Here is a 13,814-nt window from a genome sequence, read left to right on the forward strand (position 1 = left end):
GATTACTTCTTCTTTTCGGAACCGCCGGCGCCCCCAGACGCCATATTGGGGAATTGGCTGAAAAAGAACTTCTGCATCTGCTCGAAATTCTGCAGCCCCATCGGGCCCCAGGTCTTGAGCAGGACCTCGGGGTCCATGGATTTGAGGGAATTCAGCATGCGCTCCTGCATCTGGGCCATCACGGCCTCCTGGATGGGCTGCACATCGGGCAGGCCGAGAAAGGCGCGGGCCTCTTCCGGCGTGCAATCCACATTGACAGTGACCTTCATCGCTGCACCATACTGCTCTGAGGAAATTGCCTAAATTGAGAAGCAGGACAAATACCTAGCATGACCGACGGCGCGTTGTCAGGGATGAACAGAAACAATCTGGATAAGGCCGCTTCACCCTATCTGCAGCAGCATCGCGACAATCCGGTGCACTGGCAGGTCTGGGGTCCCGAGGCGCTGGCGGCAGCCCAGGCCGCCGACAAGCCGATCCTGCTCAGCGTCGGCTATGCCGCCTGCCACTGGTGCCATGTCATGGCCCATGAAAGCTTCGAGAACCCGGCCATCGCCGGCGTGATGAACGAGCTGTTCGTCAACATCAAGGTCGACCGCGAGGAGCGGCCCGATATCGACACGCTCTACATGAACGCGCTGCATGTGCTGGGCGAGCAGGGCGGCTGGCCGCTCACCATGTTCCTGACGCCCAAGGGCGAACCCTTCTGGGGCGGGACGTATTTTCCGCCCGAGCCGCGCTTCGGCCGGCCCGGCTTCGTCGAGGTGCTGAACAAGGTCTCCGAGGCCTATCACCAGAAGCGCGACGCCATCGCCCAGAACACCAAGATGCTGGTCGGTGCACTGCGCAACCTGGCCAAGCCGCAGAGCCGCGACCGCATGCCGCTCAACAACGACGTGCTCGACCAGGTGGCCGCCCAGGTGCTGGGCCATGTCGACCCCGAGCATGGCGGCATCGGCAGCGCGCCGAAATTCCCGCAAGTGGGCCTGTTCGACCTATTGTGGCGCGGCTACCTGCGCACCGGGATTCCCGATTATTCCATCGCGGTGATCAACACCATCACCCGCATGGCGCAGGGCGGCATCTACGATCATCTGGGCGGCGGCTTCGCGCGCTACTCGACCGATGCCGAATGGCTGGCGCCGCATTTCGAGAAGATGCTCTACGATAATGCGCAGCTTCTTTCTCACATGAGCATGGTGGAGGCCGAGACCGGCGATCCGATCCTGCGCCAGCGCATCGAGGAGACGGTCGGCTGGGTGCTGCGCGAGATGATAGCAGACGGCGGGGCTTTCGCGGCCACGCAGGACGCGGATTCCGAAGGCGAGGAAGGCAAGTTCTACATCTGGTATATGGGCGAGATCGAGGATGCGCTGGGCGCCAATGCCGAAGCCTTCTGCGCGGCCTATGACGTCACCGAGGACGGCAACTGGGAGCACAAGAACATCCTGCGCCGCTCGCTGGAGCCCGATCTGCTCGATGCAGCCTCGGAAAAGAAGCTGAAGGCGGCGCGCGAGAAGCTGTTCGCCATCCGCGAGAAACGCATCAAGCCGGGCTGGGACGACAAGGTGCTGGCCGACTGGAACGGCCTGATGATCGCCAGCCTCGCCGACCTGTCGCAGCAATATGCGCAGACAGCCTGGCTGCAGGCGGCCGAACGCGCCTTCGGCTTCGTCGTCTCTACCATGTCGTTTGGCGAGCATCGCCTGGGCCATAGCTGGCGTAACGACATTCTGGTCGCGCCCGGCATGCTGGAGGATTACGCCAACATGATGCGCGCGGCGCTCAGCCTGTATGAAGCCACCGGCAATCCCGATTACCTGGCGCGCGCCAAGGACTGGGCCGAGGTGGTCGAGAGCGACTATCTCGACACCGTCAACGGCGGCTATTTCCTCACCTCGAAAGACGCCGAGAACCTGATCGCACGCACGCGCCATGCCGCCGACAACGCCACGCCGGCCGGCAACGGCACGCTGCTCGGCGTGTTCGCGCGGCTGTGGTATCTGACGGGCGAGCTGGTCTGGCGCGAGCGCGCGCAGATGCTGATGGATGCCTTCTCGGCCGAGGTGGGCCGCAACTTCTTCCCGATGGGCAGCTTCCTCAACAACGCCGACTTCTTCGCCAATGCCGTGCAGGTGGCGGTGATCGGCCGGCGCGGCGAGGCGGCGACCGAGGCGCTGCTGGCGGCCGCCTATACGGTGTCGGTGCCCAACCGCGTGCTGCTGGTCAGCGCGCCCGGCGCGACGCTGCCGGAAACCCATCCGGCCATCGGCAAGACGCAGATCGACGGCAAGCCGACGGCTTATGTCTGCGTGGGTCCCACCTGCGGCCTGCCGGTGACGACGCCAGCGGAACTGGTGTCCTCGCTAAAGGCGACGCGCGCGGTTTAAATGCACCATTCAATGCGTCACCCCGGGCTTGACCCGGGGTCCCATTCTTTTTTGCGATGAAAAAGAAAATGGGATCCCCGCTTTCGCGGGGATGACGAAAGAGGTGGTGCATTACGCCGCCGCCAGCGCCATTTCCTTTTTCTTGCCGCGGATCATCAGCGACGCCACCGCCGCCACCACGCCGGTCATGCCGGCGATGATGAAGGCCTGCAGGTAGTCGCCCTGCTGCACGCGCATCCAGCCGGCGAAGAAGGCCGCACTCGCCGCGCCGAGCTGATGCCCCGCCGCGATCCAGCCGAACACCACCGGGCCGTCGCGTTCGCCAAAGGCTTCCACCGCCAGCTTGACGGTCGGCGGCACTGTGGCGATCCAGTCCAGCCCGTAGAAGACGGCGAAGACCGAGAGGCTGACCAGCGAGAAATCGGTATAGGGCAGGTAGATCAGCGACAGCCCGCGCAGCCCGTAATACATGAACAGCAGCTTGCGCGGGTCGTAGCGGTCGGTGAGCCAGCCCGAGGCGGTGGTGCCGAACAGGTCGAAGAAGCCCATCAGCGCCAGCACGCCCGACGCCGTGGTCAGCGCAATGCCCATGTCGCCGCAAAACGACAGCATATGCGTGCCGACCAGGCCGTTGGTGGTGAAGCCGCAGATCCAGAAGGTGAGGAACAGGAACCAGAAGTCGCGCTTCTTGGACGCGCGGCCGAGCGCGCTGACGGCGAAGACCAGCGGGTTCTGCGCCGGACCGGCGGCCGGCGGCGCCTCGGTGGCGCCATAGGGGATCAGACCCATGTCGCTGGGGCGCTCGGGCAACAGCCACAGCACCAGCGGGATCAGCGCGGCGCAGGCGATCGATACCGTCCATACCACCGAACTCCAGCCGCCGGCTTCGGCAATGGCCGAGAGAACCGGAATGAAGATCAGCGTGCCGGTGGCGGTGCTGGCGGTGAGCAGCCCCATGACCAGGCCGCGATTGGTGGCGAACCAGCGGTTGGTGATGGTCGCACCCATCACCAGCGCCACGGCGCCCGAACCGACGCCCGACATCACGCCCCAGGTGGCGATCAGGTGCCAGGACTCGCTCATCTGGGTCGACAGCGCGGTCGAGGCCGACATGATCACCAGCGCGGTGAGCAGCGTGCGGCGGATGCCGAAGCTCTGCATCAGCGCAGCCGCAAACGGCCCGATCAGGCCATAGAGGAAGATGCCGATGGCAGCGGCCAGCGAGGTGGTATCGCGGCTCCAGCCGAACGCTTTTTCCCAGGGCACCAGCAGCACGCTGGGGGTGGAGCGCAGGCCGGCCGCCACCAGCAGGCTGAGGAAAATGACGGCGACGACGACAAACGCATATTTCTGGCCAAGAAAGGCGGGACGTGCTAGGCTCATGTGACTGACCGGTACGTGTTGCGGGACCCCTTTATGCGTACCGATCGGTAACATTGTCAAGTCACGAAACTGTACTGGCTGCCATGACCCGGAAAAATCAGGACAAAGCCGCCCAAACCCCCGACGCGCTGATGCCCTTTGGGGCCAGGCCGGCGCTGCCGGCTGGGCCCAATGGAGGGCCGCCTCGGGCTGCCGACAAGATCCGCCGCACGGCGCGCGAGCTGTTCTACCGCGACGGCATCCGCGCCATCGGGGTGGACGAGATCGTCACCAAGGCCGGCGTCACCAAGCCGAGCCTGTATCGCAGCTTCCCCTCCAAGGACGAGCTGGCGGCGGCTTACCTGCGCGACTATGACGCCGAATTCTGGCAGCGCTTCGCCGCCTATCTCGACCAGGCCGGCCGCGACGACCCGCGCGCGGGCCTGCTCAGCTATCTCGACAATCTCGGCCGCCGCGCTGCCAATCCCGACTATCGCGGCTGCGGGCTGTCCAACACGGCCGTCGAATATCCAGACAGCAGCCATCCGGCGCGGAAAGTGTCGGAGGATCACAAGGAGAAGCTGCGCCGCAAGCTGGCCGAACTCGCCGCCGATATGGGCGCCGATGATCCCGGCGCGCTGGGCGACAGTCTGATGCTGCTGATCGAAGGCGCCTTCGTGACGGGACAGATTTTCCGCACTGGCGGCGGGCCCGCGCGCGCGCTGGTCGATGCCGCCGAACGGCTGATCGACAGCCATCTGAAGGGCTGACGCCTATAGCGTTTCCGGCAGCGTTTCTGGCCGCTCCACCGGCACGACATCGGCGCGCTTCACCGCAATCTTCTCGTTGTCGCTGCGCACCACCAGATATTCCACGATGTCCTCGGCTTCCAGGCTGCGCTCCTGATGCGGCACGCCGGGCGTGAAATAGACGCAGTCGCCCGGCCCGATCTCGGCGGCATAGTCCAGGCTCTCGCCCCAACGAATCTCGCTGCGGCCCTTCACCACATAGAGCATCACCTCATGGCGGCCGTGGTCATGCGCGCCGGTGCTGGACTGCGGCAGCACGTTCACGCTGCCGATCCAGGTCTTGTCGCCGCCGCCGATGCCAAGGAAATCGAACACCGTCGTGCGGCCGCTGGCCTGCCGTTCCGCCGCCAGGACTGCCGCCCGCCGGATGATCACGCCATCGCGCCAGGGTTTCTGCCCGTCACTCATCGCCGCAGAGAATACGGCAGGATGACGCGGGCTAAAAGCCGATGCGTGATCCGGGTCACAAAGCCAGCCGTTACGCCGTCCCGAAAGCGCAAAACGGCGAAAAACACCGGAGACGGATCACCCAATCATGACATCAGGTGTCATGGTTTCGCCCTACCCTGTCTATAGTGTCGACAAACGTTAACGCAGACCGGAACCGCTGGATCGGCCGCCCGTTTAGGGTCCGCCCGTGGCGATGACCGGATCGCAGCGCGGCTGGGGAGTGCAATGATGAGCCAGACCTTTGCCCTGGACGACGGCAAGACCGGGACTGTGCTGCCTCCCGATGATGGCAGCAGCATCTACGAGATGGATACCTTGTCTGCCACGGCCGAGGCGCCGGCGGCGGAAGACCTGCGCAACGCGGCGGCGCGCGACGACCTGCTGCGCGCCTATCACGCCGTGCGCGAGCTGACGGAAAAACTGGCCGAGCCGCTGTCGCCCGAAGACCAGTGCATCCAGTCGATGGATGACGCCAGCCCGACCAAATGGCATCGCGCCCATACCACCTGGTTCTTCGAGACCTTCCTGCTGCAGCCGCACCAACCGGGCTACTGCGTCTTCGACGAACACTTCAACTACATGTTCAATTCCTATTACGAAGCCATCGGCGAGCGTCATCCGCGGCCCGAGCGCGGCATCCTGAGCCGGCCGCCGGTCGACACGATCACGCAGTATCGCCGTTATGTCGATGGCGCGATGGAAGAGCTGGTCAGCCGCGCCGACGATCACCTGCTGGTGCAGATCGCGCCGCTGGTGGCGCTGGGCCTGGCGCATGAACAGCAGCATCAGGAACTGCTGCTCACCGACATCAAGCATGCCTTCTCGCGGCAGCCGTCTTTCGCGCCGGCCTATGTGCCGCCGCAGAGTCATATGCGCGAAGCCGCTGCGCCGATGGAGTTCATCAGCTTCGCCGGCGGCATCACCGAGATCGGCCATGATGGCCATGGCTTCGCCTTCGATAACGAAGGCCCGCGCCATCGCGTGCTGCTGCATCCCTATCGCCTCGCCACGCGGACCGTCACCTGCGGCGAGTATCTCGACTTCATGGCCGATGGCGGCTACAGCCGACCCGAACTCTGGCTCTCCGAGGGCTGGGCGCTGCTGCAGAAGGAAGGCTGGCAGGCGCCGGCCTACTGGCAGCAGGACGCGCGCCGTTTCGGCGACGGCTGGCAGATCTTCACCCTGCAGGGCCGGCGCGCGCTCGATCCGGCCGAGCCGGTCTGCCATGTCTCCTTCTACGAGGCCGCCGCCTTTGCCGAATGGGCCGGTAGGCGGTTGCCGACCGAAGCCGAATGGGAAAACGCCGCAGTCTCGGCGCGCCGCCTGCATGCCGGCGGCATGCTGGATCGCAGCCATCCGCATCCGCGCGCCTGCCATGCGCCGAGCGGCGAGCTGCAGATGTTTGGCGAGGTCTGGGAGTGGACGCGCTCAGCCTACGAGCCCTATCCCGGCTTCCGGCCCGCCGCCGGCGCGGTCGGCGAATACAACGGCAAATTCATGATCGGGCAGCAGGTGCTGCGCGGCGGCTCCTGCGTCACGCCGCCGGGCCATGTGCGCGCCAGCTATCGCAACTTCTTCCCGCCGGCCGCGCGCTGGCAGTTTTCCGGTATCCGTCTCGCGGAGGATCTATGAACAAGATTGCTGTCCTGAATTTCGACCGCCCGCACCGCACCGGCTTCCGTCCCCAGGTCGTCAAGGCGCCCGGCCAGGATTCCGATTTCGCGCGCGACATCCATGCCGGCCTGCGCGGCTGGCCGAAATCGATCCCGTCGAAATACTTCTACGACCAGAAAGGCTCTGAACTCTTCGAGCAGATCTGCAGGCTGCCGGAATATTATCCGACGCGCACCGAGATGCAGATGCTGCGCGACAACGCCTCCGAGATCGCCGCCATCATCGGGCCGGATGCCGAGCTGGTGGAATTCGGCGCTGGCGCATTGGACAAGGTGCGCGTGGTGCTCGATGCGCTGAAAAATCCGCGCGCCTATCTGCCGATCGACATTTCCGGTGCGCATCTGAGCCGCGCCGCCGCCGCGCTCGCCCGCGACTACCCGGGACTGGCCGTGCGGCCGGTGGTGGGCGATTTCACCCAGGTGCTGCCGCTGCCCAAGCGCGACCGCTTCGCGCGCAGCCGCGTCGGCTTCTTCCCCGGCTCGACCATCGGCAACTTCACCCCGGAAGATGCGTTGCGCTTCCTGCGCAATGCCGCGCAGATGCTGGGCTGCGCCCGCGGCGAAGCAGTGGCCCAGTCGCAGGCGCTGGCCCAGCCCTGTAACGCCAGCCTGCTGATCGGCGTCGATCTGGTGAAGGACCCCGCCCTGCTGCATGCCGCCTATAACGACAGTGCCGGCGTGACCGCGGCCTTCAACCTCAACCTGCTGCGCCGCGCCAATGCCGAGCTTGGCGCCGATTTCGACCTCGACAGCTTCGACCATTACGCCCTCTACCAGCCGCATCTGCACCGCATCGAGATGCACCTGGTCAGTCGCAAGAGCCAGCGCGTGCAGATCGGTGGGCAGGTCTATGAATTCAGCGCCGGGGAATCCATCCATACGGAGAATTCCTACAAATACTCGGCCGCCAGCTTCCGCCAGCTCGCCGAAAAGGCCGGTTTCCAGCCCGCCGCCGTCTGGACCGACAAAGACGAGCTGTTCAGCCTGCACTGGCTGATGCTGCCGTGACCGTTACAATCGCGGCATCCGGGTAATCGGAAAGTAACGCGCCGTCCCCGGAGGATTTGTCTAGCTTGCATGCATGATCATGCAGCCGATCCCCACCGCCGCACCTGGTCTGCCCGCCGTCTTCGGCGAAGGCTGGCATGTGGTGCGCGCCGCCGACCGCGGCCTGGGCTGGCATCCGCAGGTGCGCCAGATGCTGGTGCACTGGCTCACGCTGTGCAGCGCCGACGGCCGTCTGCCGGCGCGCAACGCCATCGACCGCACCTTACTCGGCGAACTGCTGCCCTATACCTGGATGCTGGAGGTGCATCGCGCACCCTGGCGCTTCCGCTACCGCATGGCCGGCCCTGCCTTCACCGCCTTTGTCGGCCAGGATGTCACCAGCCAATGGTATGACGAAGTGCGGCCGCATGCCTGGTCGACCAACCGCCTGCGCCTGATCACCACGGCGCGCGATGGCATGCCGACCTGGCGCCGCGGCCCGGTGCCGCAGGAAGACGATGTCTTCGAGGTGCGCGGCTGGAATGCGCTGGAAAACCTGATGCTGCCGCTGTCGGATAACGGCATCGAGACCGATACGCTGCTGGGCATCAGCATGCCCTACAGCCCGATCGAATTGTGGACCGCTCCGCCGCCGGCCATGGCGGCTGAATAACAAAATTTTAGAGCTGTGGGGGGCGCTGGGGCGGCGCCGCTGTTTGCGCGCAATCGCAAGCGCGGCGCCCCCGGCTGCCGCTATCTCAAGCCGGCAGTGCCGCCGCCTTGTTGCGATCCTTCAGGCCGCCGATGAAGGCGCGGATCGCGGGCCGCACGGCTGCGAACAGCGGGTCGTCGCGCCGCTTCAGCATCACTTCGGAAAACAGCTTCAGCCCGATAGCGAGCGCCGCGGCCTCGTCAGCCTCGTATTGCGCACTGGCGCGCAGGCGTTCGACGATGGCCAGGATTTCATCGTGATTGACAGCCTCGAAACTCAGCGGATCGCGTAAAAGGTCACCCGGCTTCGGCGTGCCGACATGCTCGATGGTGACGCGGTATCGGTGACCCTTCATGCTGTGTCCCTTCCAGGAGCTGATGTCGCTGCTGCAGATGCTTCCCATCTTCGCCCCCGTCACTGGCCACGAATCTCGCGCGCGGCGCGCACCAGGATGTCGATGATGCGGCGCTGCTCCTCGGGCGAGGCATCGTCCTTTTCCGTCAGCGCGGCTTTCAGGTTGTGGCGCGCGGCGCGCATGGTGGACGAGGCATCCGGCGCCGTGTTGCGGCTGCCGTAATGCGGCTCGTCATCCTCGGCCGCCTCGCCGCCGCTGAAGAAGCGTTTGGCGCGGGCGATGCGTCCGCCGATCTTGGCGAGCTGCGCCATCATCGTGTCGGCATGCACGCGATGCTCGGCCAGATAATCGCGGCCGGCCTGCGTCAGGCTGTACAGCTTCTTCGCGCCTTCCGAGACGACGCTGGTATGGCCGATCTCTTCCAGATAGGTGAGCGCGGGATAGATCACGCCGGGGCTGGGCGCATAGAAGCCCGAGGTGTGTTCCTCCAGCGCCTTGATGATCTCGTAGCCGTGGCGCGGGCGCTCTTCGAGCAGGACGAGAATCAAAAGCTGAAGGTCGGCGGCCGAGACCACGCGGCTGGCGCGGAAACCATGGCCGCCCAGGCTGTCGTCGCCGCTGCTGAACAGCGCGGCGGCCAGCTTGCCACGGAAATGGCGGCGGCCCCGGTGCATGGCGTGATGCTCTCGGAAGCCTTTGATAATACAGGTGTTAAACAGGTGTTCACTCATTCGATACCTCATCGGATAGTCCATCAGATATCTCATCTGACATATCGTAAGATATAGTGAGCGATATCTGCCGTCAAGAGGTTTTCCACAGGGATATAGCCGCCGCCTGAAATTCCGGGGTCACGCGCTCAAGCCACCGTGAGGTCAAGCCAACGTGTGTTGCCGGGGCGCGGCCGCGATCCACACTCCACGGATGTCTGCATCCCCTGACCCTGAAACGGATTCCATCCTCATGCGCCTTGCCATTATTGCCGCCGTCGCCGCTGCCGCGCTCGCCAGCCTGCTCGCCATCGTCGTTCATGAAGATGCCGCCGCCCAGGAGGCGCCGCGCCGCATCCGCGCCAAGATCGACATGGTGATGGAGGGTCCGATGGACCAGCAGCGCCTGTCCCTGACCACGCGCGAAGGCGAGGCGCTGATGCTGAACCTCGCGTCCAATGCCGCGGTCACCGCATTGGCACCGGCGCAGCTGGATACGATCAAGGCCGGCAGCTACATCGGCACGGCGGCGCTGCCGCAGCCCGATGGCAGCCTGGTGGCGCTGGAGGTGCATATCTTCATGGACTCCATGCGCGCCGCCGTCGGCGAAAGCCATCGCCCCTGGGATACCGGCGGCCCCAACAGCACGATGACCAATGCGACGGTCAGCCAGATGATGGCATCCAAGGCCGATGCGCGCGGCCGCATGCTGACGCTCAGCTTTCCCGGCGGCGAGAAGCAGGTGCTGGTGCCCGACAGCGTGCCGGTCGTGGCCTTCGAGCCCGGCGACCGCAGCCTGATCAAGCCCGGCAACCATGTGCTGGTGACGGCGACGAAGGCCGCCGACGGCGCCTATCGCGCCGAGCGCATCACCATCGGCCGCAACGGCCTCGTGCCGCCGATGTGAAGATCACGATGTAAAGGCAAGGCTGGTGCCCGCTGCCGGACTCGAACCGGCACGGCCTTGCGGCCTCGGGATTTTAAGTCCCGTGCGTCTACCAATTCCGCCAAGCGGGCAGGCACGCATCCTGTCTACGCGGCGGGCCGCCATCCGGTCAATTGTCCCATGGATTGTACCGGGGCAATCCCGGACTGGACGCGGCGGGGGCCGGCAAAACACAATGCGGCATGACCGATACCGCCGGGATCATCCAGCATTTCCGTGACCAGGCCGGCTATTGCCGCGCACTGGGCTCGCCCTTCACCGGCGCGATCCTCGACAGCGTCGCCGATTTACTGGCCGCCTCGCCCGACTGGGCGGCGGCGATCCTCGCCTGGCCGGGCGATCCGCGCGCCGATGCGCTGGCGCTGCGGGTGGCCGGCGCGCTTCATCGCGCGGTGCTGCAGGGTGACGCGCCGCTGACCGCTGCCTATGACGCACGGCGGATCGATGCCGCCACGCTGGATGATGCGCTGCGCCGGCACGCGGCGCTGCTGGCGCTCTATCTGCAAAGCCCGCCGCAGACCAACGACCCGCAGCGCTCGGCCGTGCTGATCGGCGGCTTCCACAGCATCGCCGCCGCCTGTCCCGGCCTGCCGCTGCAGTGCCGCGAGATCGGCGCCAGCGCCGGCCTCAACCTGAGCTGGGATTCTTACACCTACGATTTCACGGCCTGGCGTCATGGCGATGCAGCCACTGGCGCGCCGCTGCGTCTCGCCGCTGACTGGAACGGCCATGCGCCACGACAGGCCACTGCCATCACCGTCCAGAGTCGCGCCGGCTGCGATGTCGCGCCGCTCGACGCCACCGATGCCGGGCACCGCCAGCGCCTGCTGTCCTATATCTGGGCCGACCAGCCGCAGCGGCTGCAGCGTGTCAGCGCCGCGCTCGACCATGCGGTGCGCCGGGGCATCCGGGTGGAACAGATCAATGCCGGGGAGTTCGTCGCGCGCGAGCTGGCGCAGCGCGGCACAGCCAACACCCCGGGCGTCTTCGTGCTCTATCATTCCATCGTCTGGCAGTATATCGCGGCGCCCGAGCAGGCGCGGATCACCGCGCTGATGCAGGCGGCGGGGAAAACCGCCACGCGCAGGACGCCGCTGGCCTGGCTGCGGCTGGAACCCGGCACGTCGAAGGACGGCGCCGACCTGACCCTGACCCTGTGGGATGGCGCCGGCGACGGCGGGCGCACGCAACATCTGGCGGTCGGCGACTTCCATGGCCGCTGGGTACGGTGGCAGGCGTAACCCCGAGGCGCCTGCGGCAAAAAAGCCTCCGATTACGACGTGTCTTTCGCCGAAACCCGCCCTATCTTGCGCGCATGGATCCGCTCGTCTTTACCCGCATCGCCCGCTGCATCGCCGACGCCTCCCTCAATGGCCTGGATGAGGGTGAAATCCTCGGCCAGTTCTGCACCGGGCTGAACGAGGCGGGCATTCCGGTCAAACGCGCCGTGCTGGGCGCCGACACCCTGCATCCGGTGCTGGCCGGCCGCATTTTCGCCTGGCACCAGGACCATGCGGAGGTGACGCTGCATGAGTTCGGCCGCTCGGTCACGGAAGAGGGCGAGCGCAAGTGGCGCGCCAGCCCCTTCTATCATCTGGAGGAAAGCGGCGATCCGCATGTGCGGGTGCAGATGAAGGGCCTGAACGGCGAGCACCGCTTCCCCATCGTCACCGAACTGGCCGGCGAGGGCTATACCGATTATCTGGTGACCATGACGCGCTTCGGCGAGAAGGCGATCATTGGCCAGCTCGACTCGATCTATGCCTCCTGGACCACGGCGCATGGCGATGGCTATTCCGACAAGCAGGTCGAAACGCTGAACGCGCTGATCCCCTTCGCGGCCGCCGCCGTGCGTTCGGCCAGCGTACGTCGCATCGCCGAGACGCTGGCGGAAACCTATCTAGGCCGCGATGCCGCGCGTCGCGTGCTGTCGGGCACCATCGGCCGCGGCGATGCCGAGCGCATTTCGGCCGCGCTCTGGTTCAGCGACCTGCGCGGCTTCACCCGCCTGGTCGATACCGTCACGCCGGAACTGATCATGCCGCTGTTGAACGACTATGCCGGCGCGGCCGTGGCCGCCGTGCATGCCCATGGCGGCGAGGTGCTGAAATTCGTCGGCGACGGCGTGCTCGCCATCTTCCGCGATGACGGCAACCTGCAGAATGCCTGCCAGCAGGCGCTGGCCGCGCTGAAGCATTGCATGAAGGACCTGCGGCAGGTGCGCAACCGCCGCGCCAATGCGGGACTGCCGGTCACTGACATGTCGGTCGCCCTGCACGTCGGCGAAGTGCTGTATGGCAATTTCGGCGGCGAGGATCGCCTCGACTTCACCGTCGTAGGCCCGGCCGTGAACGAGCTGTCGCGCATCTCGGGCCTCAGCCGCTCGGTCGACCAGCGTGCCATTCTCTCGGCCGCCTTCCGTTCGGTCGCCGGCGGCCTGAAGGACGAAGCCGTGTCGCTCGGCCGCTATGCGCTGCGTGGCGTCGAAAGCCCGTCCGAGCTGTTCACGCTGGATCCCGCCCTCTTACGATAAAGACCGGCTGCGCCAGGCGGCTTACGCCGCCATGACGTGACGCTCATGCAGCGTGCGCAACATCAGCCGTGCGGTCTGTTCGCTGGAGGCCGGATTCTGGCCGGTGATCAGGTTGCCGTCGCGGATCGCATGCGGCTGGAACACATCCACCTCGACGAAATCCGCGCCCCGTTCGACCAGGCGGTCCTGCAGCAGAAAGGGCACGGCACGCGCCAGGCCGACCTTGTGCTCTTCCGCATTGGTGAAGCCGGTGACCTTGCGGCCTGACACCAGCCACGATCCGTCCTTGCGCTTCACATGCGTGAGGCCGGCCGGGCCGTGACAGACCGCCGCGATCGGCTTGCCGCGCGCATCCAGATCGGCAATGCGCTGGGCCAGCGCTTCGCTTTTCGCCAGATCCCACATGGTGCCATGGCCGCCGGGCAGGAAGATCGCGTCATAGAGCAGGCTATCGAGCGCCGCGATGGCGGGCGTGCTCTGCAGCGCATCCATCACCGGCTTGTCGGCCAGCAGGCGCTGCACGCTGTCAGGCTGCGGCTCGCTGCCGCTGATGCTGCGCGGATCGAATGGCACCGGACCGCCTTTGATCGAGGCCACCGTCACCTTGGCGCCGGCATCGCGGAACAGGTAATAGGGCGTCGCCAGTTCCTCGGCCCAAACGCCGGTGACATCGCCGCTGTCCATCAGGCTGTGCGAGGTCGTCACCATCAGGATATGCGTGCTGGCCTGGGTCGGCGCGAGACGCGACGGGATCGCGCTGGTCTTCTGAACCATGGTCGGTTGCTGGGCCATCGGTGTTTCCCCTCATCGGATTGTTGGAAGCCCGGCTGACATAAGCGCCGGATGGCAGGTTTCAACGGGGCGATACCGCCTGCCATAAAACGATA

Annotated in this window: 14 protein-coding genes and 1 tRNA gene; 8 read left to right on the forward strand and 7 right to left on the reverse strand. The window is 65.9% G+C overall.

The features are described from left to right. Nucleotides 1-2: 2 nt before the first annotated feature. Entirely contained in the window at nucleotides 3-269 is a 267-nt protein-coding gene (locus AC1RRT_RS08895; RefSeq protein WP_493013430.1) for a DUF6489 family protein, read from the reverse strand. A 60-nt stretch (nucleotides 270-329) separates the two neighbouring features. On the opposite strand from AC1RRT_RS08895, the gene AC1RRT_RS08900 reads away from it, so the two are divergent. Then, nucleotides 330-2,390: a thioredoxin domain-containing protein gene (locus AC1RRT_RS08900; RefSeq protein WP_493013431.1), complete on the forward strand. Its 2,061-nt coding sequence runs from the start codon at nucleotides 330-332 to the stop codon at nucleotides 2,388-2,390. 111 nt (nucleotides 2,391-2,501) lie between these two features. On the opposite strand, the gene AC1RRT_RS08905 is transcribed toward AC1RRT_RS08900, so the two are convergent. Beyond that, a complete protein-coding gene (locus AC1RRT_RS08905) occupies nucleotides 2,502-3,773 on the reverse strand; it encodes an MFS transporter (protein WP_493013432.1) in 1,272 nt (423 codons plus the stop codon). Nucleotides 3,774-3,856: 83 nt separating this feature from the next. Between AC1RRT_RS08905 and AC1RRT_RS08910 the strand changes: the two genes are divergently transcribed. Then, nucleotides 3,857-4,522 carry a TetR/AcrR family transcriptional regulator gene (locus AC1RRT_RS08910; RefSeq protein ID WP_493013433.1) on the forward strand — a complete coding sequence of 222 codons (666 nt, stop codon included), beginning with the start codon at nucleotides 3,857-3,859 and terminating at the stop codon, nucleotides 4,520-4,522. Nucleotides 4,523-4,525: 3 nt separating this feature from the next. On the opposite strand, the gene AC1RRT_RS08915 is transcribed toward AC1RRT_RS08910, so the two are convergent. Then, a complete protein-coding gene (locus AC1RRT_RS08915) occupies nucleotides 4,526-4,969 on the reverse strand; it encodes a cupin domain-containing protein (protein ID WP_493013434.1) in 444 nt (147 codons plus the stop codon). 270 nt (nucleotides 4,970-5,239) lie between these two features. Between AC1RRT_RS08915 and egtB the strand changes: the two genes are divergently transcribed. From egtB to AC1RRT_RS08930, 3 genes are all read left to right on the forward strand, one after another. Beyond that, a complete protein-coding gene (egtB, locus tag AC1RRT_RS08920) occupies nucleotides 5,240-6,643 on the forward strand; it encodes an ergothioneine biosynthesis protein EgtB (protein WP_493013435.1) in 1,404 nt (467 codons plus the stop codon). After that, complete coding sequence (gene egtD, locus AC1RRT_RS08925) at nucleotides 6,640-7,692, forward strand: L-histidine N(alpha)-methyltransferase (protein ID WP_493013436.1); 1,053 nt, start codon at nucleotides 6,640-6,642, stop codon at nucleotides 7,690-7,692. The genes egtB and egtD overlap by 4 nt, the downstream gene beginning before the upstream one ends. Before the next feature lie 79 nt (nucleotides 7,693-7,771). Next, a complete protein-coding gene (locus AC1RRT_RS08930; protein WP_493013437.1) occupies nucleotides 7,772-8,344 on the forward strand; it encodes a PAS domain-containing protein in 573 nt (190 codons plus the stop codon). An 85-nt stretch (nucleotides 8,345-8,429) separates the two neighbouring features. On the opposite strand, the gene AC1RRT_RS08935 is transcribed toward AC1RRT_RS08930, so the two are convergent. Continuing rightward, nucleotides 8,430-8,738, reverse strand: a complete 309-nt coding sequence (locus AC1RRT_RS08935; protein WP_493013438.1) for a DUF3861 domain-containing protein — start codon at nucleotides 8,736-8,738, stop codon at nucleotides 8,430-8,432. Nucleotides 8,739-8,797: 59 nt separating this feature from the next. Then, entirely contained in the window at nucleotides 8,798-9,412 is a 615-nt protein-coding gene (locus tag AC1RRT_RS08940; protein ID WP_493013439.1) for a PadR family transcriptional regulator, read from the reverse strand. A gap of 289 nt (nucleotides 9,413-9,701) precedes the next feature. On the opposite strand from AC1RRT_RS08940, the gene AC1RRT_RS08945 reads away from it, so the two are divergent. After that, entirely contained in the window at nucleotides 9,702-10,355 is a 654-nt protein-coding gene (locus tag AC1RRT_RS08945) for a hypothetical protein (RefSeq protein WP_493013440.1), read from the forward strand. 23 nt (nucleotides 10,356-10,378) lie between these two features. On the opposite strand, the gene AC1RRT_RS08950 is transcribed toward AC1RRT_RS08945, so the two are convergent. After that, nucleotides 10,379-10,465 (reverse strand) — tRNA-Leu (locus tag AC1RRT_RS08950). A 111-nt stretch (nucleotides 10,466-10,576) separates the two neighbouring features. Here AC1RRT_RS08950 and AC1RRT_RS08955 point away from each other — a divergent pair. Both AC1RRT_RS08955 and AC1RRT_RS08960 read left to right on the forward strand, forming a co-directional pair. Further along, on the forward strand, nucleotides 10,577-11,635 hold the full coding sequence (locus AC1RRT_RS08955) for a DUF2332 domain-containing protein (RefSeq protein WP_493013441.1): 1,059 nt from the start codon (nucleotides 10,577-10,579) through the stop codon (nucleotides 11,633-11,635). Between the two features lie 74 nt (nucleotides 11,636-11,709). After that, nucleotides 11,710-12,927 (forward strand): adenylate/guanylate cyclase domain-containing protein, encoded by a 1,218-nt coding sequence (locus tag AC1RRT_RS08960; protein ID WP_493013442.1) that lies wholly within the window; start codon nucleotides 11,710-11,712, stop codon nucleotides 12,925-12,927. A 21-nt stretch (nucleotides 12,928-12,948) separates the two neighbouring features. Here AC1RRT_RS08960 and AC1RRT_RS08965 read toward each other — a convergent pair whose 3' ends face one another. Continuing rightward, nucleotides 12,949-13,719, reverse strand: coding sequence for a type 1 glutamine amidotransferase domain-containing protein (locus AC1RRT_RS08965; protein ID WP_493013443.1), 771 nt, complete (start codon nucleotides 13,717-13,719; stop codon nucleotides 12,949-12,951). Between the last annotated feature and the right edge of the window lie 95 nt (nucleotides 13,720-13,814).

It is taken from the genome of Ferrovibrio sp. GW821-FHT12B10, assembly GCF_058807515.1.

Coding starts and splice junctions, on each gene's coding strand:
- AC1RRT_RS08895 (WP_493013430.1), bottom strand. CDS start 269: ATGAAGGTCACTGTCAATGTGGATTGCACGCCGGAAGAGGCCCGCGCC.
- AC1RRT_RS08900 (WP_493013431.1), top strand. CDS start 330: ATGACCGACGGCGCGTTGTCAGGGATGAACAGAAACAATCTGGATAAG.
- AC1RRT_RS08905 (WP_493013432.1), bottom strand. CDS start 3,773: ATGAGCCTAGCACGTCCCGCCTTTCTTGGCCAGAAATATGCGTTTGTC.
- AC1RRT_RS08910 (WP_493013433.1), top strand. CDS start 3,857: ATGACCCGGAAAAATCAGGACAAAGCCGCCCAAACCCCCGACGCGCTG.
- AC1RRT_RS08915 (WP_493013434.1), bottom strand. CDS start 4,969: ATGAGTGACGGGCAGAAACCCTGGCGCGATGGCGTGATCATCCGGCGG.
- egtB (WP_493013435.1), top strand. CDS start 5,240: ATGAGCCAGACCTTTGCCCTGGACGACGGCAAGACCGGGACTGTGCTG.
- egtD (WP_493013436.1), top strand. CDS start 6,640: ATGAACAAGATTGCTGTCCTGAATTTCGACCGCCCGCACCGCACCGGC.
- AC1RRT_RS08930 (WP_493013437.1), top strand. CDS start 7,772: ATGCAGCCGATCCCCACCGCCGCACCTGGTCTGCCCGCCGTCTTCGGC.
- AC1RRT_RS08935 (WP_493013438.1), bottom strand. CDS start 8,738: ATGAAGGGTCACCGATACCGCGTCACCATCGAGCATGTCGGCACGCCG.
- AC1RRT_RS08940 (WP_493013439.1), bottom strand. CDS start 9,412: ATGCACCGGGGCCGCCGCCATTTCCGTGGCAAGCTGGCCGCCGCGCTG.
- AC1RRT_RS08945 (WP_493013440.1), top strand. CDS start 9,702: ATGCGCCTTGCCATTATTGCCGCCGTCGCCGCTGCCGCGCTCGCCAGC.
- AC1RRT_RS08955 (WP_493013441.1), top strand. CDS start 10,577: ATGACCGATACCGCCGGGATCATCCAGCATTTCCGTGACCAGGCCGGC.
- AC1RRT_RS08960 (WP_493013442.1), top strand. CDS start 11,710: ATGGATCCGCTCGTCTTTACCCGCATCGCCCGCTGCATCGCCGACGCC.
- AC1RRT_RS08965 (WP_493013443.1), bottom strand. CDS start 13,719: ATGGCCCAGCAACCGACCATGGTTCAGAAGACCAGCGCGATCCCGTCG.